The organism is Virgibacillus natechei, from assembly GCF_026013645.1.
Classification (GTDB): domain Bacteria; phylum Bacillota; class Bacilli; order Bacillales; family Amphibacillaceae; genus Virgibacillus_L; species Virgibacillus_L natechei.
Window position 1 is genome coordinate 1,015,466 of sequence record NZ_CP110224.1, and the last position, 20,398, is coordinate 1,035,863.

At 37.6% G+C, this 20,398-nt stretch carries 19 protein-coding genes, 1 pseudogene and 1 riboswitch; of the genes and pseudogenes, 18 read left to right on the forward strand and 2 right to left on the reverse strand.

Translation table 11 applies throughout. From position 1 onward, the window contains the following. Window positions 1-208 precede the first annotated feature (208 nt). The 8 genes from OLD84_RS05460 to OLD84_RS05495 all read left to right on the forward strand — a co-directional run bounded on the left by OLD84_RS05460 (window position 209) and on the right by OLD84_RS05495 (window position 7,487). Window positions 209-1,276, forward strand: a complete 1,068-nt coding sequence (locus OLD84_RS05460) for a CAP domain-containing protein (RefSeq protein WP_209463741.1) — start codon at window positions 209-211, stop codon at window positions 1,274-1,276. Between the two features lie 183 nt (window positions 1,277-1,459). Beyond that, entirely contained in the window at window positions 1,460-1,663 is a 204-nt protein-coding gene (locus tag OLD84_RS05465) for a hypothetical protein (RefSeq protein WP_209463740.1), read from the forward strand. 137 nt (window positions 1,664-1,800) lie between these two features. After that, window positions 1,801-1,968, forward strand: a riboswitch (M-box (ykoK) riboswitch). Between the two features lie 250 nt (window positions 1,969-2,218). Then, the gene (mgtE, locus tag OLD84_RS05470; protein WP_209463739.1) at window positions 2,219-3,583 is read left to right on the forward strand and encodes a magnesium transporter; all 1,365 of its coding nucleotides are present in this window, start codon (window positions 2,219-2,221) and stop codon (window positions 3,581-3,583) included. A gap of 287 nt (window positions 3,584-3,870) precedes the next feature. Next, complete coding sequence (locus OLD84_RS05475) at window positions 3,871-4,866, forward strand: glutaminase (RefSeq protein WP_209463738.1); 996 nt, start codon at window positions 3,871-3,873, stop codon at window positions 4,864-4,866. A 24-nt stretch (window positions 4,867-4,890) separates the two neighbouring features. Continuing rightward, entirely contained in the window at window positions 4,891-5,556 is a 666-nt protein-coding gene (locus tag OLD84_RS05480) for an SOS response-associated peptidase (RefSeq protein WP_209463737.1), read from the forward strand. A 137-nt stretch (window positions 5,557-5,693) separates the two neighbouring features. Then, window positions 5,694-6,164 carry a low molecular weight protein-tyrosine-phosphatase gene (locus OLD84_RS05485; RefSeq protein ID WP_209463736.1) on the forward strand — a complete coding sequence of 157 codons (471 nt, stop codon included), beginning with the start codon at window positions 5,694-5,696 and terminating at the stop codon, window positions 6,162-6,164. Between the two features lie 18 nt (window positions 6,165-6,182). Next, window positions 6,183-6,455 (forward strand): YtxH domain-containing protein, encoded by a 273-nt coding sequence (locus OLD84_RS05490; protein WP_209463735.1) that lies wholly within the window; start codon window positions 6,183-6,185, stop codon window positions 6,453-6,455. A 213-nt stretch (window positions 6,456-6,668) separates the two neighbouring features. Then, window positions 6,669-7,487, forward strand: a complete 819-nt coding sequence (locus tag OLD84_RS05495) for a YihY/virulence factor BrkB family protein (protein WP_209463734.1) — start codon at window positions 6,669-6,671, stop codon at window positions 7,485-7,487. 16 nt (window positions 7,488-7,503) lie between these two features. On the opposite strand, the pseudogene OLD84_RS05500 reads toward OLD84_RS05495, so the two are convergent. After that, window positions 7,504-7,822 (reverse strand): annotated as a pseudogene (locus OLD84_RS05500) (heavy metal translocating P-type ATPase); the annotation flags it as partial. Between the two features lie 24 nt (window positions 7,823-7,846). Further along, on the reverse strand, window positions 7,847-8,080 hold the full coding sequence (locus OLD84_RS05505) for a hypothetical protein (RefSeq protein ID WP_209463733.1): 234 nt from the start codon (window positions 8,078-8,080) through the stop codon (window positions 7,847-7,849). A gap of 98 nt (window positions 8,081-8,178) precedes the next feature. On the opposite strand from OLD84_RS05505, the gene OLD84_RS05510 reads away from it, so the two are divergent. From OLD84_RS05510 to OLD84_RS05555, 10 genes are all read left to right on the forward strand, one after another. Beyond that, the gene (locus OLD84_RS05510; RefSeq protein ID WP_209463732.1) at window positions 8,179-9,051 is read left to right on the forward strand and encodes a transporter substrate-binding domain-containing protein; all 873 of its coding nucleotides are present in this window, start codon (window positions 8,179-8,181) and stop codon (window positions 9,049-9,051) included. A gap of 87 nt (window positions 9,052-9,138) precedes the next feature. Further along, a complete protein-coding gene (locus tag OLD84_RS05515; RefSeq protein WP_209463731.1) occupies window positions 9,139-10,005 on the forward strand; it encodes a transporter substrate-binding domain-containing protein in 867 nt (288 codons plus the stop codon). A 12-nt stretch (window positions 10,006-10,017) separates the two neighbouring features. Continuing rightward, window positions 10,018-10,701 (forward strand): amino acid ABC transporter permease, encoded by a 684-nt coding sequence (locus OLD84_RS05520; RefSeq protein ID WP_209463730.1) that lies wholly within the window; start codon window positions 10,018-10,020, stop codon window positions 10,699-10,701. Window positions 10,702-10,884: 183 nt separating this feature from the next. Further along, window positions 10,885-11,607, forward strand: coding sequence for a hypothetical protein (locus tag OLD84_RS05525; RefSeq protein WP_245301620.1), 723 nt, complete (start codon window positions 10,885-10,887; stop codon window positions 11,605-11,607). Window positions 11,608-11,836: 229 nt separating this feature from the next. Beyond that, window positions 11,837-12,229 carry an OsmC family protein gene (locus OLD84_RS05530; RefSeq protein ID WP_209463729.1) on the forward strand — a complete coding sequence of 131 codons (393 nt, stop codon included), beginning with the start codon at window positions 11,837-11,839 and terminating at the stop codon, window positions 12,227-12,229. Window positions 12,230-12,326: 97 nt separating this feature from the next. After that, window positions 12,327-13,130, forward strand: a complete 804-nt coding sequence (locus tag OLD84_RS05535) for a YfkD famly protein (RefSeq protein ID WP_209463728.1) — start codon at window positions 12,327-12,329, stop codon at window positions 13,128-13,130. 686 nt (window positions 13,131-13,816) lie between these two features. Further along, window positions 13,817-15,127, forward strand: a complete 1,311-nt coding sequence (locus OLD84_RS05540) for a Na+/H+ antiporter family protein (protein ID WP_209463727.1) — start codon at window positions 13,817-13,819, stop codon at window positions 15,125-15,127. 109 nt (window positions 15,128-15,236) lie between these two features. Further along, on the forward strand, window positions 15,237-16,025 hold the full coding sequence (gene pdaA / locus OLD84_RS05545) for a delta-lactam-biosynthetic de-N-acetylase (protein ID WP_209463726.1): 789 nt from the start codon (window positions 15,237-15,239) through the stop codon (window positions 16,023-16,025). Between the two features lie 423 nt (window positions 16,026-16,448). Further along, a complete protein-coding gene (gene mbcS, locus OLD84_RS05550; protein WP_209463725.1) occupies window positions 16,449-18,029 on the forward strand; it encodes an acyl-CoA synthetase MbcS in 1,581 nt (526 codons plus the stop codon). Between the two features lie 173 nt (window positions 18,030-18,202). Beyond that, complete coding sequence (locus OLD84_RS05555) at window positions 18,203-20,338, forward strand: ATP-dependent Clp protease ATP-binding subunit (RefSeq protein ID WP_209463724.1); 2,136 nt, start codon at window positions 18,203-18,205, stop codon at window positions 20,336-20,338. The last annotated feature ends 60 nt before the right edge of the window (window positions 20,339-20,398 follow it).

Here is a 20,398-nt window from a genome sequence, read left to right on the forward strand (position 1 = left end):
CTATTGTAATTTTTACCAGTACGTTAATTTTTTTCCTATACACTTGAATTCAGTTCGTTTCATATCTTTGAAAATAAAAGGTTTTTGAGTCGTAGAAATGGAAGAAAACCCCTCTATATATACCTTGGAAAAGACTGCCACAATTATTACAAAAAACTCGTGCTATGATGATTTTGCAAAACAAAACAAAAGGAGAGTGTGCAAAGAAATGTTTAAAAAATTAAGCATAGCTACGGCATTATCAACCGCATTATTAGTAAGCGGAGCTTTTCAGACTTCTGTTGACGCATCAGAAAGTGCCGATAAGTCACAAGTTCTATCATATAACGTCTATTATTCTGTGAATGGGAATTGGAATTCATTTTCAGAAGGTAATATAACTGGATTTTTAACTGGTATTTTTAATAAATTCCAATTAAACGAAAATACAGTTCAACAGAATGATGAAGCAAAACAAGAAGATTCAGAGCCAAAAGAGGAACAACCGGCTAAGGAAGAAGAATCAGAACCAAAAGAGGAACAACCGGCTAAGGAAGAAGAATCAGAACCAAAAGAGGAACAACCGGCTAAGGAAGAAGAATCAGAACCAAAAGAAGAACAACCGGCTAAGGAAGAAGAATCAGAACCAAAAGAAGAACAACCAGCTAAGGAAGAAGGTTCAGAACCAAAAGAAGAGCAACCAGCTAAGGAAGAAGGTTCAGAACCAAAAGAAGAGCAACCAGCTAAGGAAGAAGATTCAGAGCCAAAAGAAGAACAACCGGCTAAGGAAGAATCAGAACAAACAGAGGAGCAATCCGATCAAAATGAAGCACCAGTAGAACAACCGGAAGCTCCAGCACCACAGCAACCATCTAATAACCAGGAACAGCAAAACCAAAATCAAGAGCAATCTCAACAATTAAATCAATTTGAACAAGAAGTGGTAGATTTAACAAACCAGGAACGTGCAAATCATGGTCTAAGCGCACTTGAAATTGATGAAGAATTAAGTAACGTAGCTCGCGATAAATCAGCCGATATGGCAGATAGCAATTATTTTTCACACGATAGTCCAACACATGGTTCACCGTTTGATATGATGGATAGCTATGGAGTAGATTACCGCACTGCTGGTGAGAACATCGCCAAAGGCCAACAAACTCCAGCTGAAGTTGTAGATGGATGGATGAATAGTGATGGGCACCGTGCCAATATCTTAAGTGAGGACTTTACGCATATTGGAGTAGGGTATGTAGAACAAGGTAATCACTGGACACAGCAATTTATAGGCAAATAAACGATAGATTTAGGAGAGGCTAATTTTAAAATTAGTCTCTTCTTTTACTTTATATATTCAAAATAGTAAGTGAAGGTGCTATACTAAATAATCATCAAATTAGAAAGTGTGGCTATGTATCTATGTCATCCATGAACAACAGTAAACACATATATAATAGTTTCTTGTACGATCCTATTTCTCTTGATTTCTATATTATCAATCTGGAACAATCTGGATTTAATAGATCAATGGATTCATTCATTGCTAACGGATAATACGCCAACATTTGTTTTTACACTAATGGAAGGTGTAACAAAAATTGGTGCTTCGGAAATTATTTTAATAGCAACCTTTATTATATCTATTCTATTATTAATGAAAAAAATGTGGATACATATATTTTAGCAGCAGTCTTGATTTCAATTGCTTGGTTTAATTTCTGTTTAGTTGCTTTTCGATATCTGTTTAAGACCAGAGTTTCCCTATAGTAATTGTCAAGGTTGACATATAGGGAGGATTCATGTAAATTCTTCCTTGTAAATTGAATACTTCGTTAGGTGAGGCTCCTGTGCTGGAGATAAGCTACTGCCCAAAAATGTCCAAAGACGCCAATGGGTCAACAGGAACCATCGAAATAAGGTGGTTTTTAATGTAGCTGGAATATCGTTCCTATGCCGTACAGTGCTAAAGCTCTACGAATGGAGAATGTTAATAATAGTAGTTTATTTGCTGAGACATCTTCCATTCGAGGAAGGTGTTTTTTTGATGCATAGGAAACCAATATGGAGCCAAAAAATGTGAGGTGAAGTGGAATGGAAGCCAATTATGATCGTAAATGAAATGTAAAGCATCAGACGTTAGCCAGAAAAAAGAATAACATAATAGAAGTCCATTCCGATTCTCAGGCATGGGATTTTGAACCAAGATATTAATGGACTCCTAGTAGAAGGAGGAATTATTTTGGTAAGATTAGATGAACAAAATCGTGAGCAGTACGCTAAATTAATTTTAGATGCTTTAGAAACAGAAAATAAAGAACAATTTCGTGATAACTTCTTAGAATTGCACCCAACAGACCAAGTAGAGATTTTTGTATCTGTTGAAATAGAGAAACGCGTACGTATATATAGGTATCTTTTTCCTAAAGAATTTGCAGAAATATTTGGAGGCCTTGAGATCAAGCGGCAAAAGGAGATTTTTCAGGAATTAGATGAAACATACTCTTCCAATGTGTTTAACCACATGTCTGCCGATGATGTAGCATATTTTTTAGTCGAATTAAAAGATGAAAAAGCACAAGAAATCCTGCAAAAAATGAATAAAGAAGAAGCTGTGAGTGTAAAAGAATTACTATCCTATCCACCAGAAACTGCAGGGGCCATTATGACGAAGGAATTCGTAAGCCTTTCATCAACGGATCGTTCTTCCAATGTAATTGAGCAATTGCGAGAATCTGGTCCTGAAGCAGAAACAATATATTACCTGTATGTTGTTGATGAGCTAGATAAATTGGTAGGGGTTGTGTCCTTAAGGGATCTTATTATCGCACCACCAGATAAACGAATTGAAAATATCATGAGTACAAGGGTCGTCTCTGTACCAGATGATATGGATCAGGAAGAAGTAGCAATGTTAATCAAAGATTATGATTTCTTAGCCGTACCAGTTATATCAAAACAACAACATTTACTGGGAATCATTACATTTGATGATGTCATAGACATCATTGAAGAAGAAACAACTGAAGATTTAGGTGAAATTTCAGCAGCTAAAGGGGCAACGGACGTCAACGTTAGTTCTTTTACGGCCGCTAAAAAGCGTGCACCTTGGATTATTTTACTCATGTTTTTCGGATTAATTACCGCTGAAATCATTGGTCAATTTGAAGAAACATTGGAACAAATCGTTCTATTAGCTGCTTTTATCCCGCTTATTATGGACTCAGCTGGTAATACTGGCACACAGTCTTTAGCTGTTGCGGTTCGCGGTCTCGCACTGGGGACGATTCACAAAAAAAGTATTGGCAAAATGATTAGGAGAGAGTTTGGCACGGGAGTCATGTTAGGATTAATTTGTATGATAATGTTAGCAGCTATAATTACGATTCTATATCAAGGTAATTGGATGATAGCAGTGATTGTTGGTGTCACTATATTTCTCACCTTAAGTATTGCAACCGTTATTGGGTCTACGGTTCCGTTGATCATAAATAAATTGAAATTAGATCCAGCTATTGCTTCTGGTCCATTTATTACCACTGTAAATGATATTTTAGGATTGCTTATTTACTTTACCATTGCTACTTCATTGCTAGAGTTTTTATAAGAGTATGTTCAAAAAGCCCGGTAAAATTGACACATCGAACTTAACCGACGCGGTCCTTTTTATCCTCCTTTTTGAATACGCACTATAAATAAGGAAACTTTAGCGTTTTTCCTTTATACTTTGAGGGCAATACTATTTGTATATAGTATTGTAAGGACTAAACGGAACGTCCTTGAAAAGAAAACCCACTTTTTCTACGTAGGGTTTCTTTTCTTCAGGGAAGTTTTACGATATAAATGAAATGCATGAATAAGCATACAGATACTATTAGTGAGGTGGTAGCAACGATGGTACAAGGAGCGACAAATTGGAATACGGAGTTAACGCAGGAATGGTTACAAGAGTATGTGGATGATTGGGTTTCTTTCTATAGAAAGCGTACAGCCGATGGGGAAGTGGCATCCTATATACCCATTTTAGAAGAGGCGAATCGAGATCATTTAGGAATTTCAATTGTTGGAAATAATGGTATGACCGTTCGCTCTGGTGATGCTGATATACCATTTACCATACAAAGTATTTCTAAAGTGCTGACTTTTGTAGTTGCATGCATGGAACGTGGACTATCTTATATACTTGATCGTGTAGATGTGGAGCCGACAGGCGGTTCTTTTAACTCGATTATGCACCTGGAAATAAGTAGAGTAGAAAAACCATTTAATCCTTTCGTTAATGCAGGTGCAATTACAGTTACATCCATGCTTGAAGGCAAAACCTCTGATCAAAAATTGGAGCCTTTTTATGAATTACTGGAAAAAATGCTTGATTATCGCCCAGCCTTAAATGTGGATGTATATGAGTCAGAAAGAGATTCTTCTATGCGAAATCGGGCAATAGGCTATTATTTATTGGAAACTGGATTTCTGGAATCGGATCTTAATGTCACATTAGAGACATACTTTAAGCAATGTTCCGTTGAAATAACGATAGATGATTTAGCCAGAATTGGTATGATTATTGCTAATGATGGCGAAAATCCTGCTAATCAAGAGGAAATCATACCACGCCAAGTAGCTAGACTTGCAAAGGCGTTAATGCTGACGTGTGGCATGTATGACGCTTCTGGGAAATTTGCTGCCTATGTAGGTGTACCTGCAAAAAGTGGCGTTTCCGGTGGGATTATTGCGTTATCGCCATCAAGAGCTCGTGATGAAACATTACCGTTTATGAGTGGATGTGGTATTGGTGTTTATGGTCCGGCTTTGGACGATAAAGGAAATAGCATAGCAGGTATTCGGTTATTAAGACATATTGCTAACCAGTGGGACCTTAGTGTGTTTTAGAGGATTTTTAAATGAGGTGATAGTATGTGTGGTCGGTATACATTGCTTGCAGATGAGCTTGAGATTTTACAGGAATTTGGGTTAGAGAAGAATATTAAATCATACCAACCGAGCTTTAATATTGCACCAGGCCAAAATGTACTCGCAATCATTCATGATGGCAAAGAAAAACGAGCTGGCTACCTGCGATGGGGGCTTGTACCTTCATGGGCAAAGGATGAGAAGATCGGTTATAAGATGATTAATGCAAGAAGTGAAACAGCTCATAAAAAACCAAGCTTTAAAAAATTAATGGCCAGAAAAAGATGTTTGATTACTGCAGATAGTTTCTATGAATGGGAGAAAACAGATGAAGGAAAACAGCCAAAACGGATTCAATTGCCAGATAGACAAGTATTTGCGTTCGCAGGTCTTTGGGATAAATGGGTGCAAGAAGATAAGGTAATTTTCACATGCACGATTTTAACAAAAGAAGCTAATGAATTTATGCAGGGAATTCACCACCGAATGCCCATTATTTTACCGAAAAATAAACAAGATGAATGGATTAAACCAGAACAACAGTCGCCAGATCAGGCATATGACTTTTTACAAACGATCAAAGATGATCCATTAACAGCTTATAATGTGAACCGTTACGTAAATGCTGCAAAAAATGATGATGCAGCATGTATAGAACCAATGATGTAAAAGAAGTTGCAGCAATTTCATCAGTTGGAATCATAATCTAACGGCAGTTTGCTTTTCTTTTGATCTAAGGTGTTATTTTTGTTTATATCCTATATAGAAGCTTATAATATAACTAATGCAATGGGGAGAGGATAAGGATGATTCGTGTATTATTTGTTTGTTTAGGTAATATTTGCCGTTCACCAATGGCAGAGGCTGTATTTCGTGATTTAGTGGAAAAAGAAAATCTAGCTGGTAAAATAGAAGTAGATTCAAGTGGAACTGGTGATTGGCATATTGGCGCTGCTCCACATAAAGGAACAAGGGAACTATTGGATAAACAGCAAGTTCCGCATGAGGGTTTGTCAGCCAGACAATTTCATGATAGTGACTGGGATGATTTTGATTATATTATCGCAATGGATGATAAAAATATAAGTGATCTCAAAAAAGTTTATCAAAAAAATGAAGGGTTTGCCGTTAGAAAACTAATGGATTTCGTTGAAGAGTCAGAAGTTGGTAACATACCGGATCCGTACTTTACAGGAGACTTTGACCATACGTATGAATTGGTTTCAAAAGGTTGTAAGAATTTATTTACTTATATAAAAGAAAAGCATACTATCTGACTAAAGGAGAGAATACTTATGGGTAAACGTAAATTATTTATAGGAATTATAACAGGAGCTGCTATTGGAGGGTTCGCTGCACTACTCGATAGAGAAACAAGGAATTATACGAAAAACAAAATCAATTCAATGAAGCGGAGTACTGGAAATATTGTAAACAATCCATCTGAAGCGGTTCATAATGTACGAATTGCGTTAGACAAATTCAATGAGAACTTTCCGAGCGGAGCAACGAGTGTGATGAATGCATTGGAGCAAGTTGAAAATACATTGGACAAGACAAGAAAATAATGCTGTTTTCTAAAAGGTTGTTTTTGACGCGAGATATTTAAACTCCGACATAGTATACCGCTACGCAAATACACTGCGCACCTTAGGGTGACCCGTGAGCCTCCTTGCCCTTGCAAGGCCGTGCCCGCGGAAATCAACATAGCAGGTACGTCGCAATTTATATCATTTGCGAAGATTTAAAAGCAACGACTTAATATAGTAGGGGGAGAGTTGATGAAGCAGGTAATAGACTTTGTGAAGCAAGTATATCAAAAGGTTATGAATGATGATATTATGGGCTTAGCAGCGCAGTTGTCTTACTTTTTCTTACTATCACTTTTCCCGCTTTTAATATTTTTATTAACATTAGTTGGTTACTTGCCAATTGAAGAACAACGGGTATTAGGGTTGATTGCAGATTACGCACCAGCGCAAATAATGGATCTAATAAATACAAATATTAGTGAACTTCTCAATCAACAACATGGAGGACTATTATCAATTGGGATTATAGGTACACTTTGGTCTGCATCGAATGCGATTAAAGCACTTACGAAAGCGTTTAACAAAGGTTACGAGGTCGTAGAGGACCGATCGTTTATTGTTTCCAGGTTAATCGCTATTGCAATGACTATTGGAATGGTACTTGTTCTCTGTATAGCGCTCTTACTACCTGTATTTGGACGTGTGATTGGAGAGTATATATTTTCCTTTTTTGGTCTTTCTGAAGGTTTTATAACTGTTTGGGAAGGCTTGCGCTGGCTTGTTTCATCCATTATATTTTACATTGTATTTCTCACATTGTATAAAATAGCACCAAATGTGCGAATTTACTTTAGAAATGCGATCTGGGGCGCGCTGTTTGCTACAATCAGTTGGCAGGTGGTATCCCTCGGCTTTTCATTTTATGTCAATAATATGGGGAATTTCTCTGCAACCTATGGAAGCTTAGGTGCTTTTATCGTTCTTATGATATGGCTCTACATTTCGGGGATCGTTATCATGACCGGTGGTGTGATCAACGCAGTTATAAAGGAAAATAAACAAAAATAGCTAGCCAAATGGCTAGCTATTTTAGCAATCGTAACCCGTTTAGAATAACTAAGATGGTGCGATGTCCGATTACTCCGAGTAGTACATCTATCATCAGAAGGAAGTTTGTAATAATAAGTACAACGATAACCGCTAATCGAAAAGATAACATTTTGCCTAACTACGCTGTTCATACTACCTGACAGGATAATGGTATTTGAGATTTTAGATAGACGTTTTTTATTAAGGCGATATCCGCTGTTTCGAGTGCAACGTTTGTACCTTCTCCCATTGCTATGCCTGTGTGCGCTTGCCAAGGCGGAAGCATTATTGATCCCATCCACAACCATTGCAACGTATTTCCTCTATTTCTCTATTTCCTAATTATGACCGTCTACATAGGCGAATACACCATTCCCACTGATGTTTTCCATGTCAACAATATCGATTTTTGGTATGTTTCTGAGCTGTTCCACACTGTAATCGGTAATAGCTTGTGCCAATGGGTGAGTTGATTCATTTTCTATTGGACACACAATTGCTAGAACTTCATGTTTGTTGAAATCGTGATTGTAGTACACGTCGGTTACTACATATTCTTTAAAAATTGTCATTCAATTTACGGATTTAAAATTTTGAATTCAATAAAACAATCTGTTACTATAAATATAATATTTTTAATATAACAGATTAATTTGGAGGGGGATGTAGATTGAATAAATTAAAGTCATTATTGATTTTATCTGTAATAATAACTGTTTTAAGTGCATGTGGTAATGCAGATGAAACGGATACAAGTAATAGTGAAGTTGCTAGTACAGATGAGGTTTGGGAAGAAGTACAGGAGGCGGGGGAGATTGTTGTAGGAACTGCTGGTACGTTATTTCCGGCATCTTTCTATGATGGTGAAGAGGGAAACCAAAATCATTTAACAGGTTATGATGTAGAAGTAGCTCGTGAGATTGGCGACCGTTTAGATTTAGAGGTAAATTTTGAAATTATGAATTTTGATGCGATGTTGTCGGCTGTGGACACTGGCAGAGTTGACGTTATTTTGGCGGGACCTAGAGAAGGAAGTGAAGATTCGTTCGGGTTTAGTGAGCCTGTGAAATACTCCTATTCAACGATGGTAGTTAGATCAGATGATCATTCAGGAATAGAGACGCTTGAGGACTTAGAAGGAAAAGATGCTGGTGGTGCAGCAACTACCGTTTATAGTGATATTGCCAGAAAGTTTAATGCAGAAGTGGTTACATATGGTAATGCTCCAAATGAAGCATACTTGCGTGATGTGCATAATGGACGAACAGACTTAGTTATCAACGATTATTATTTACAACGATTAGGTATTAGTGAATTTCCAGACTTAGATATTGAACTACATCCAGACTTGAAATTTCACCCAACAACAAATAATGTTGTAATGGATAAAGAGGCTGATGTGTTTATGGAAAATGTAAATGAAGCAATTAATGATATGAAAGAAGATGGAACGTTATCCGAATTATCAGGTGAATTTTTCCATGGTGATGATGTTTCCCAGGAACCAGAAGAGGATATAATTGAAATTGAGGGCATTGAATAGCAACAGGTGTCAAGAGTGGATTATCAGTTTCAAACTGTTACACGAATATATACTATTAATCTAACAACAGGAGTAGGAGTGAATGTATTGAAAAGGCTTCATTTATTATTTATTTTACTAATAGCTATCGTGGTTTTAAGTGCATGTGGTGATTCAAATGAAGAGGACGCGGATAGTGATGAGACAGATGATGAAAAATGGGAAGAAATTCAGAATGAAGGTGAACTTGTTGTTGGAACTTCCGGAACGTTAATTGGTGGTTCTTATTATGACGGAGAAGAGGAAAGTGAAGATCAATTAACCGGTTATGAAGTTGAAACAATGAGGGAAATAGCTGAACGTCTTGACTTGGATATATCATTTGAAATCATTGGTGTTGATAATGTGATGGCGGCTATAGATAGTGGTCGGATTGACATATCAGCAGCCACTATTACAGATAAAAGGGAAGAAGATTTTAATTTTAGTGATCCGCACAAATATTCATATGTAACAATGGCTGTTCGAGAAGATGATAATTCCGGAATTGACTCTTTGGAAGATTTAGAAGGAAAAGCTGCTGGCGGTGGGGCAACTACAATATATAGTCAAATCGCTGAACAGTACGGGGCAGAAGTAGTTACTTATGGAAATGCGCCGAATGAAGCTTACTTACGTGATGTGCATAATGGTCGAACGGACGTCGTAATAAATGATTACTTTTTAACCAAATTTGGAGTAGCAGGCTTTCCAGATTTTGATATACATCTACATCCAGATTTAAAATTCCATCCAACGGAAACGGGTGTTATCATGCCAAAAGATGCAGATGTACTTAAGGAAGAAATTAACAGTGTATTAGATGAAATGCGAGAAGATGGAACCTTATCTGAGCTTGCCATACAATTTTATGAGGAAGATGCCTCACAAGTCCCAGAAGGTGAAATTGAAGAGGTAGAAGGATTAGAGCTGTAGGGAGAAATTACAATGGACTTTAATGGTTTTGATTTCGGTGGATTATTTGATATAGAACTGGCGATAGAAAGTTTACCTTTTATTCTTGAAGGATTGCCTATGACGCTTCTAATTGCGATAATTGGTATGGCAATCGGACTTGTATTAGGATTATTATTAGCGTTAGCGCGCGGCTCGAAACGGGGTGTGCTGCGCTGGCCAGCTCGTATCTATATATCATTTATGCGTGGAACACCAATGCTCGTGTTTTTGTTCATATTATATTTTGGTCTCCCGGTAGTTGGGATAGAGCTCACAGCAATAGTGGCGGCTTCTCTTGGATTTGGATTAAACAGTGCGGCATATATTGCTGAAATAGATCGTTCTTCATTAAACAGTATTGATATTGGACAATGGGAATCAGCGAGAGCTTTGAATATAAGTTACTGGCCAACATTAAGAAAGATCATATTACCACAAGCGACTAGAATTGCAATTCCTCCACTAACCAATGTGTTCATGGATATCGTTAAAGCAACGTCACTAGCAGCGGTTATCACGGTCCCAGAACTTTTTCAAAAGACACAGATTGTTGCTGGAAGAGAATTCGATGCAATGACCATGTACGTCTTAGTGGCATTCATTTATTGGCCGGTTTGTATATTGATAGGCTTCATGCAGGATAAACTGGAAGCAAAATATAGTCGATTTTTATAAGCTGGCTGGAGAAAGGCATTCATATGGTGAGTGTCTTTTTTTGATAGTAATGAGATATCGTACATCTGCAATGTTTTACGTACTCCTATACTAGGGTAAATATTTGTATCATCTTTGGAATTTAAAGGAGGATACTTTATAAAAGGGTGACGGATTACAAGATAAAACAGCTGGGAGCGTGATATGATGACGATAGATGCTGTTTTACTGGTGCTTGTTTATTTAACCGTACAGTTATTGGCTAATAAAATCATTTCATCTTCCACCATCGGACGATTTAAGTGGCTTTCTTTTTCAGGTGGAGTGGCTGTTTCCTATGTATTTGTTTATATATTGCCCTCCATGCATCGGGAGCAAGAAGGTCTTTCACAAGATGCAGCGCTTACCATGGAATCAGAACTTTATGTGTTAGGTCTGTTTGGCCTGCTTATTTTTTATGGTGTTCATAAAGCAGCAGACAGAGCGTCTAGGCAATATGAACATGGTGAAGGGCCATTTTTTTGGATTCAAATGGTGTTTTTTTCTATTTATAACATGCTCATTTCCTATATTGTGTTCGCCTCTGATATCGAGGGTGTGCAAGCAGTGTTTTACGGGTTAGCAGTCGGTTTGCATTTTATGGCTGTCGCCCACGATTTGTGGAGAGAAGACAGTCAACGCTATGAATCACTGGGTAGATATATACTAGCAGTTGGAATCATTATCGGCTGGGTAGTGGGAGTGTTTGCTCCCTTAGCTAATAATACGCTTGCAATTGTATTTGCCTTTATTTCTGGTGCAATGATACTTAACGTACTAAAAAAAGAGATCCCTAATGAGGAAAATGCACATTTCCCAACATTTTTAGTAGGATCCCTTGGTTACGCGTTCATTACGTTAACATTGAAATACTTCTTTAATTGGTGAGATACCAACCTATTAAGTAGTTAGCATTATAAAAATGACTGTTTTCTAAACGATTAGGGCTACGGTTACTCGTCCCACCGAAAAGAATTGTAACCACTAAAAAATAAATTATCTACATATAAACTGTGATGTAGCATGACGTGTGTTAAAAACTGCAATTCTTTAAAAAATTAGGTTATGATAGGCTTATAAAGGAAATATATAAGTAGAACCTAAAGGAGGAACTAATATGCAATTTTATTTGAAAGAAAATGGAATGCGAACAGATTTAGAATATGGTGAGTTATGTATATCTGGGAATGAGGATTATGGATTTAGACCATTCCAATTAATGGTAGCTTCTATTGCTGGTTGTAGTGCTTCCGTATTTCGAAAAATTTTGGCTAAGCAGCGTACGGAGGTGCAAGACCTTACCATTGATGCAGATGTAGTTAGAAATCCAGAGGAAGCAAACCGAATCGAGGAAATAAAATTACGTTATGTGATCAAAGGTTATAACCTAGATCCGGAAAAGCTCTATAAAAACTTAGAAATTGCAAGGAAAAACTGCTCAATGGTTCGTTCTGTTGAGAATAGCATTAAAATAGAGGAAAATATTGATACCATTGAATTAAGCCGCTAAATTCTTGGATAATCGCCTCTTCATTTTTAAAAGTTAAATTTTAGGTATAATATTCATGTGTCCGAAAAAACTATAAAAAAAGGAAAGGACTGGGCACATGAAATATAAAAGAAGTTATGTCATCGTATTAATTGTTTTCGTTTATGCTTTCTTATCACCGCTAACTGTATTGGGTGAAGAGGAAGAAGAAGAAAAAGGGGGCGAATTTGAGCCACCTAATCATGTTCTTACGATTTCAAAAGAAAATACGTTTCCTAATTCAAGTGAAGATCAAGAGGTCATTGAGCCTAGTGAATTAACACAGGAATTAATAGATGAAATGGACATCCCGATTGAAAATCCAGATTTAATAAAAATGCTTAATGAAACATCCTTGAATCCATCTCCCATTTCGTTTGGATATCGGGGAGAAGTTTATTTAGGGCGGTGGGCATTAAATTACGAATCATTAGAAACAACTGTGAACTGGGAATATCAGGATATAAATAAGAATGAACTTAATAATCTTGGTGGAGAAAATGATCAGGAAATGAATTATGTGCAGCAAGAGGATAAAGAAGTAAAAGGAGCATTAACAAACAAAATTACCGATCCTGAGGAAGTTAAAAAAATGATGCTGTTAACGACAGAAGCTAAGACAGAATTACCACTTACCTATGAGACAGTAATAGGGAAAAACACGAAAAAGAACAATTCATATAATGTTCCTGTAGAAAAATATGCTGAATTAAATGCACATGCTCCAGCTGTAAGCGAAAAAGGAGAAGTAACTTTTGGCGAGGTCTATATTGAATTAAAAGGGTCAAATAAATCTATTGTCATTAAGAATGTGACGAACCAGGGAATTGGAGCATGGATCCCAGTTGAGGATCATATATCATTCTCCTTTCAGCTTGAATAACAGTACACATCACTGCAAAACCCTGTGAGAATATCACAGGGTTTTTCGTTGCATAGCGTAGAATTTAAAAGCTGTGGATAACTTATATACTGGAATAGCCACGTCCAGCTCCAGCGCCCAGCAACTATCAATCTTTACGGTGGGGCGAGCATTTAGCGCAGCCCCAAACTTCACACCCCTCCACTACGATAAAGAAGACTTGCCGATTGGCTCCGCCAGAGGCTTAGTCGCACTTATGCCCTTGTGGTGAAAGTCAACATCGACTCCCTAGGCTTAAGGAAGGCCGACTAAAACCGGGCTTTGCGCTCAGGCGTCGGCATACCCCTATGAAGGGGCATGTTTCTTTTTCGCTTTCCAAGCATAAGATTCACTTTGATTTTCGCCACTACTGGCGATAAGTCAAGTTCATCTCATCTCATTGCGGCAGTGGAAGTTCAACTAAAACCGTCACTTTGCGTGGCAACGTTGAACCACCCGCAGCGCTGAGCGCAGTTTGTACGTTGCTAAACGGGCGCTTGCGCTTTTGTTATATAAAAGTATCAGTAATAATTTAAAACGAAGGGTTGATTTTTTCGCTTTAATACTTTATCATGATGAAGTATTAAAGTTTATTGAAGTGAATGTATAAGTGGTCATGGTTCGGTGGCTAGTTGAATATATCTATAGAGATGAAGGGGGAATGGAGTATGGGATGGGTCGTCGTTATTTCGGTATTGGTTATGACAGTGCTTAGTTTGTTACGTGTTAATGTTATTATCGCAATAATTGCTGCAGCACTGACTGCTGGTGTAATGGCAGGACTTGGTGTAGTAGAGTCAATTGAAATGCTGGTAAGTGGAATGGGAGGACAGGCCAACACCGCGTTAAGTTATATCTTGCTTGGTGCATTTGCCGTAGCTATCAGTTACACGGGAATAACTACTATTTTAGTAAACTATCTTATTCGAGTATTAACAGGGAAGAAAACAATGATGCTATTGGTAATAGCAGGTGTTGCCTCTTTATCACAGAATTTAGTCCCCGTGCATATCGCATTTATACCAATTTTAATTCCACCATTATTAAAGCTATTTGATGAAATGCGCATGGATCGTCGCGCAACTGCAGCTGCATTGACATTCGGTTTAAAAGCGCCATATGTCATGATTCCAGCCGGTTTTGGACTTATTTTTCATAATACGATCGTGGATGGGATGGAACAAAATGGAGTGCAGGTTACAGTGGGAGAATCCGCATTATCAATGTTAATACCTGGATTAGGTATGGTGATCGGTTTGCTGATTGCAATATTTATAACATATCGCAAAGACAGAGATGCTATACCTGGGGCGGGTGGAGCAGAAAGTACAATAATGGAGCCTGAAAATAAGAATGTGACATTTAATAGAAGTCATTTGTTTACACTAATTGCCATTGGCGCAGCATTAACTGTACAACTTATTACGGACAACTTAATAGCTGGAGCATTGACTGGATTGGTATTGATGTTTGCGTTCATTGCCGTACCATTTAAGAATGGGGATAAAGTAGTCTCTGATGGTATTAGTATGATGGGAACAATCGCATTTGTTATGTTAGTTGCTTCAGGGTATGGAGAAATTTTAACAGAAACAGGAGCAGTGAATGCATTAGTTGAAGTATCTTCCGGATTTTTAGGTGATAATCAACCATTGATTGCAATTATCTTATTACTTGTTGGGTTAATTGTAACAATGGGAATAGGTTCATCTTTTGGGACAATACCGATACTGGCGGCACTATATGTTCCAATTTGTGTAGCAGCTGGCTTTTCGCCAATGGCTACAGCAACATTAATCGGAACAGCTGGCGCACTTGGTGACGCAGGTTCACCAGCTTCAGACAGTACACTCGGATCTACAGCAGGATTAAACGCAGATGGAAAGCACCATCATATTTGGGACACAGTTGTACCAACATTTATCCACTTTAATATTCCGTTAATTCTATTCGGTTGGATAGCTGCAATTATATTATAAATGCTTGCACAAAAAGAGAATAAATAGGACCGAGTCGAAGATCGCTTTATAGCTGGATGAATAGTTAAAGCAGAAAAAGGAAAAGGTAAGGAAAAACAGGTGGGTTGTTATGCGAAAATATATTGTAGTGACACCAATTATTGCTTTTCTTACCTTTTTCATGGTTCTTATGCAACCTGCAGACTCCGGTGCTTATGGTTGGGGATTTAAAAAAAATACAGACCATCAAATACCAGATATCGGAGAATACAAGGAAATACTTAAGGAATATGGGGCGTATTATGTTGACGATTCAGGAGAAAAGAATATTTACTTAACATTTGATAATGGCTATGAGGCGGGTTATACAGACGAAATATTGGATGTACTAAAACAGGAAGATGTACCAGCAACTTTTTTTGTGACCGGGCATTATGTAGATAGTGAACCGGATCTTATAGCCAGAATGGTAGATGAGGGCCATATAATTGGAAACCACTCCTATCATCATCCAGACTTCACTATAATCTCTGAAGAATCGATGCAAGAAGAGCTTGAAACACTGGAAGAGGCGGTAGCAAATGTTTCCGAACAAAAAGATATAAAATACCTGAGGCCGCCCAAAGGGGTCTTTAACGAACGAACCTTGAATTGGGCGAATGAGTTAGGATATATTCATGTTTTTTGGTCGTTAGCTTTTGTGGATTGGGAGGAGCAAAAGGGTTGGGAATATGCATATGACCAGCTAATGAATCAAATTCACCCTGGAGCTATTATGCTTCTTCATACCGTTTCTTCTGATAACGCAGAATCACTGGAGCACATCATTGTAGAATTGAAAGAACAGGGATATACCTTTAAAAGCCTGGATGATTTCGTTCTGAAAGATAAGATGCCAGAGGGAATACATGGGTTCTAGTAGAGGATGTTCAAAAAAGTCTGGTAAAAATGACAAATCGAAGGGGACCTTCTGCTAAAACCGCCCACGTCCTGTGGGCAATGCAGAAGTCACCACATCCTGTGGAAGTCCGCTACTCAAAGCTACGCCGCCTCGAACTTTCGACGCACAGGACGTGCTAGTGTCGGCGTTGCAGGCAGGACGCCTGCGACTTTAGCCGACCCGGTCCTTTTTATCCTCCTTTTTGAACACGTACTAGTAGAGCTTTAAACCATGAAGAAAAAAAGGTGGACGCAAATAAATTATTGCGTTCATCTTTTTTTGCAGATACGTAGGGATATTTATCTGCGTTATCAAATGTTAAAATAGTCTATCTTATTTCATTTAAAATTTTCTCAACCTTTGGTATAATAAAACAATCAAACATGTACTGGGGTTGATAGAATGGACAAGGAAGAATTAATTGCTCCAAAAGCCTATAATATTGCGAGTGAAATGGAACAGTATGCAGCAGACCCGAGCAGAAAAGCTTTAATTTGGCAGGATGACAATGGTCATTCGAAAGAGATAACATATGCAAATTTAATGAAAAATGTAAACAAAATTGGAAATGCTTTTCTTGAGAAAGGTTTAAAAAAGGGGGATAAGATCCTTATTATGGTTCCTCGTATTATTGAAGCATACGAGGTATACTTAGCGGCATTAAAAACGGGAATCATTATTATACCAAGCTCTGAGATGTTGAAGACGAAGGATTTGCAATACCGTGTTAACCATGGAGAAGTAAGTGGGGTGGTAAGTTATTTTCCTTTCGTTGACCAATATAAGGGTATAAATGAATATGATCAATTAATCAAATTCGTGGTTGGGGAGCCCGTGGAAGATTGGCACTTCATGGACAGTTTGAAAGAGAAGTCCTCCGATCAGTTAAAAATAGCGGATACAAGCAGCGGTGATATTGCATTTTTACCATATACATCTGGTACTACTGGTAATCCAAAAGGGGTTGTACATACACATGGATGGGGTTTTGCCCATTTGAAAACAGCAGCTCCAAATTGGTTGTCTATTAATGAAGGTGATAAAGTATGGGCTACAGCAGGACCGGGATGGCAAAAATGGGTATGGAGTCCATTTTTATCTGTGCTTGGATCAGGTGCAACAGGTTTTGTTTATAATGGAAAATTTGACCCGAACACGTACTTACGTTTATTACAGGATAATGAAATAAATGTACTATGTTGTACACCGACAGAGTATCGTATCATGGCAAAAGTCGATAATTTAACGGACTATCAGTTTCCAGCACTTCATAGTATGGTTTCTGCAGGTGAACCATTAAACGTCGAGGTTATTGATATATTTCGAAAGAATTTTGATATAACGGTTCGTGATGGCTATGGTCAAACGGAGAATACACTATTACTAGGGTTCATGAAAGGTATGGAGGTAAAACCAGGTTCAATGGGGAAACCTACTCCGGGTAATGAGGTCGAAATAATCGATGAAGACGGACAACCTGTTGCAGATAATGAAGTAGGAGATATTGCTGTTAAACTAGATTCCCCTGCATTATTCAGGGAGTATTATAAAGATGTCGAACGAACGAAAATGTCACTACGAGGCAATTACTATGTAACAGGGGATCAGGCTCTGAAGGATGAAGATGGATACTTCTGGTTTGAAGGACGTAAAGACGATATCATCATTAGCTCTGGCTACACCATAGGTCCATTTGAAGTAGAGGACGCATTGATTAAACATCCTTCTGTTCAAGAATGCGCTGTGATAGCAGCTCCAGATGAAGTCCGTGGCAACATTGTAAAAGCATTTGTTGTCTTAAAGGAAAATGTGACGGTGGATAATTCAGGTTTAGTTAAAGAATTACAGGATCATGTAAAACAACTGACTGCTCCATATAAATACCCAAGACAAATAGAGTTCATCAAAGAGTTACCGAAAACGACATCAGGGAAAATTATGCGTGTGGAGCTAAGGAAGAAGGAAAAGCAGCGAATTAATTAGCAGAGGAAACAGGTGAGAGCATAAAGTTCTTATCTGTTTCTTTTTTTAAGCTTTTCTAAACAAAACACTTGAAAGTCAAAATAGGTCAGGTTATAATAAATTCACAAGGTCAAAGATAGTCAAAGTCAAATTTGATTTAAATAATAAATGAAAACCCTAAGGAGGAATAGAAAATGCAATGTCAACAATGTGGTACGAACGCTGCCGCTATTAATGTAGCGATGCAAATCAATAATGAGAAAATAAACATGCATGTCTGTAATGAATGTTTCCGTGAAATTCAAAATCAAATGATGAACACAGATGACTTTTTCTCAGATTCATCAAAGGAAAATGCAGATAACGCATTTTCTAATAAATTTTCCCAGGGAAATGGTTCAAATAAAATGGGAACACAAACAAAACAAAAACAAGGGAACAATGGTTTACTTGACCAACTAGCAAAAAATGTAACAGACGAAGCCAGAAACGGTCAGATTGATCCAATAATAGGCCGCGATAATGAAGTTAAACGAGTTGTTGAGACATTAAATAGAAGAAATAAAAATAATCCTGTCCTTATTGGTGAGCCAGGTGTTGGTAAAACTGCAATTGCAGAAGGGCTTGCACTCAAAATTATAGAAGGAAACGTAAGCGCAAAATTGATGAAAAAGCAAGTTTATCTATTAGATGTATCATCATTAGTAGCAAATACAAGCATGCGCGGGCAATTTGAAGAGCGTATGAATCAATTGATTAAAGAATTACAGTCCCGTAAAGATGTTATACTGTTCGTTGATGAGATTCATCTGTTAGTTGGTGCTGGCTCAGCAGAAAGCTCGCAAATGGATGCAGGAAATATCTTAAAACCAGCATTAGCCCGAGGTGACTTGCAGTTAATCGGGGCAACAACGTTAAAAGAGTATCGTCAAATTGAAAAAGATGCTGCGCTGGAGAGACGTCTACAACCAATTATGGTTAAAGAACCGTCGGCAGAGGAATCGATACAAATTCTAAATGGTATTAAAGACCGCTATGAGACGTTTCATGCCGTGCGTTATTCGGAGGAAGCAATTCGTGCATTCGTAACGTTGTCTGGTCGCTATATTCAAGATCGCTTTCTACCAGATAAAGCCATTGATTTAATGGATGAAGTAGGGTCACGATTAAATATAAAAAATGCAGAAAAAGATTCGAATTCTATTGGTAATCACCTTGATGAAATAATCAAAGAAAAAGAAGAAGCAGCTGAAAAAGAGGATTATGAACGTGCTGCCAACCTTCGTTATCAAGAAATTCAACTTCAAAAGCAGTTAGATCAAGCGAAAGATGAGGCTCAAGATATCGATGTAGATATTTCAGATATTCAATTAATTGTAGAAGAAAAAACAGGGATACCAGTCACAAAACTACAAACAGATGAACAAGAAAAAATGAAAAACATCGCTGGAAATCTTGGTGGCAAAGTAATCGGACAACAAGAAGCAGTTGGCAAAGTTGCAAAAGCAATCCGCCGAAGCCGTGCAGGTCTTAAATCCAAATATCGTCCAATTGGTTCGTTTTTATTTGTTGGACCAACGGGTGTCGGTAAAACGGAATTGACAAAAGCATTAGCTGAAGAATTATTCGGTTCACGAGACTTACTGACTCGCCTGGATATGAGTGAATACATGGAAAAACATGCTATATCCAAAATTATCGGTTCGCCTCCTGGTTACGTAGGTCATGAAGAAGCTGGGCAATTAACAGAACGTGTACGTCATAATCCATATTCAATTATTTTGCTTGATGAAATCGAAAAAGCACATCCAGACGTACAAAATATGTTCCTACAAATTATGGAGGATGGTCACTTAACGGATTCTCATGGAAGACAAGTGAGTTTTAAGGAAACGGTTATCATTATGACAAGTAATGCAGGTACCGGTGATAAACAAGTGAATGTAGGATTTAACAGAGACACACATGAATCTGTTTCTACATTGGAAAAACTAGGTGATTACTTTAAACCAGAATTCTTAAACCGATTTGACTCGATTATTAATTTCAACGAGCTATCTGAAGATAATTTAATGGAAATTGTGGAGCTAATGCTTCGTGAATTACAAGAAACAATTGAAGAAAACGACATTAAAATTAAGATCACAGATGAAGCAAAACGTGAGTTGGTACGAATTGGCTATGACAAGCGCTTTGGTGCAAGGCCTCTGCGTAGAGTAATTCAGGATAAAATTGAAGATCAATTAACAGATCTGATCTTAGAAGAAGAAACTGTTGAAAATGTTAAAATTGATATTGAAGATGAAGAAATTGTAATTAAAAATAAATAATGGTGAACCATGATCAAATAAAACCCGCTGCTTTTGTGCAGCGGGTTTTTATGTGTGTGC

Coding starts and splice junctions, on each gene's coding strand:
- OLD84_RS05460 (WP_209463741.1), top strand. CDS start 209: ATGTTTAAAAAATTAAGCATAGCTACGGCATTATCAACCGCATTATTA.
- OLD84_RS05475 (WP_209463738.1), top strand. CDS start 3,871: ATGGTACAAGGAGCGACAAATTGGAATACGGAGTTAACGCAGGAATGG.
- OLD84_RS05480 (WP_209463737.1), top strand. CDS start 4,891: ATGTGTGGTCGGTATACATTGCTTGCAGATGAGCTTGAGATTTTACAG.
- OLD84_RS05485 (WP_209463736.1), top strand. CDS start 5,694: ATGATTCGTGTATTATTTGTTTGTTTAGGTAATATTTGCCGTTCACCA.
- OLD84_RS05490 (WP_209463735.1), top strand. CDS start 6,183: ATGGGTAAACGTAAATTATTTATAGGAATTATAACAGGAGCTGCTATT.
- OLD84_RS05495 (WP_209463734.1), top strand. CDS start 6,669: ATGAAGCAGGTAATAGACTTTGTGAAGCAAGTATATCAAAAGGTTATG.
- OLD84_RS05505 (WP_209463733.1), bottom strand. CDS start 8,080: ATGACAATTTTTAAAGAATATGTAGTAACCGACGTGTACTACAATCAC.
- OLD84_RS05520 (WP_209463730.1), top strand. CDS start 10,018: ATGGACTTTAATGGTTTTGATTTCGGTGGATTATTTGATATAGAACTG.
- OLD84_RS05525 (WP_245301620.1), top strand. CDS start 10,885: ATGATGACGATAGATGCTGTTTTACTGGTGCTTGTTTATTTAACCGTA.
- OLD84_RS05530 (WP_209463729.1), top strand. CDS start 11,837: ATGCAATTTTATTTGAAAGAAAATGGAATGCGAACAGATTTAGAATAT.
- OLD84_RS05535 (WP_209463728.1), top strand. CDS start 12,327: ATGAAATATAAAAGAAGTTATGTCATCGTATTAATTGTTTTCGTTTAT.
- OLD84_RS05540 (WP_209463727.1), top strand. CDS start 13,817: ATGGGATGGGTCGTCGTTATTTCGGTATTGGTTATGACAGTGCTTAGT.
- pdaA (WP_209463726.1), top strand. CDS start 15,237: ATGCGAAAATATATTGTAGTGACACCAATTATTGCTTTTCTTACCTTT.
- mbcS (WP_209463725.1), top strand. CDS start 16,449: ATGGACAAGGAAGAATTAATTGCTCCAAAAGCCTATAATATTGCGAGT.
- OLD84_RS05555 (WP_209463724.1), top strand. CDS start 18,203: ATGCAATGTCAACAATGTGGTACGAACGCTGCCGCTATTAATGTAGCG.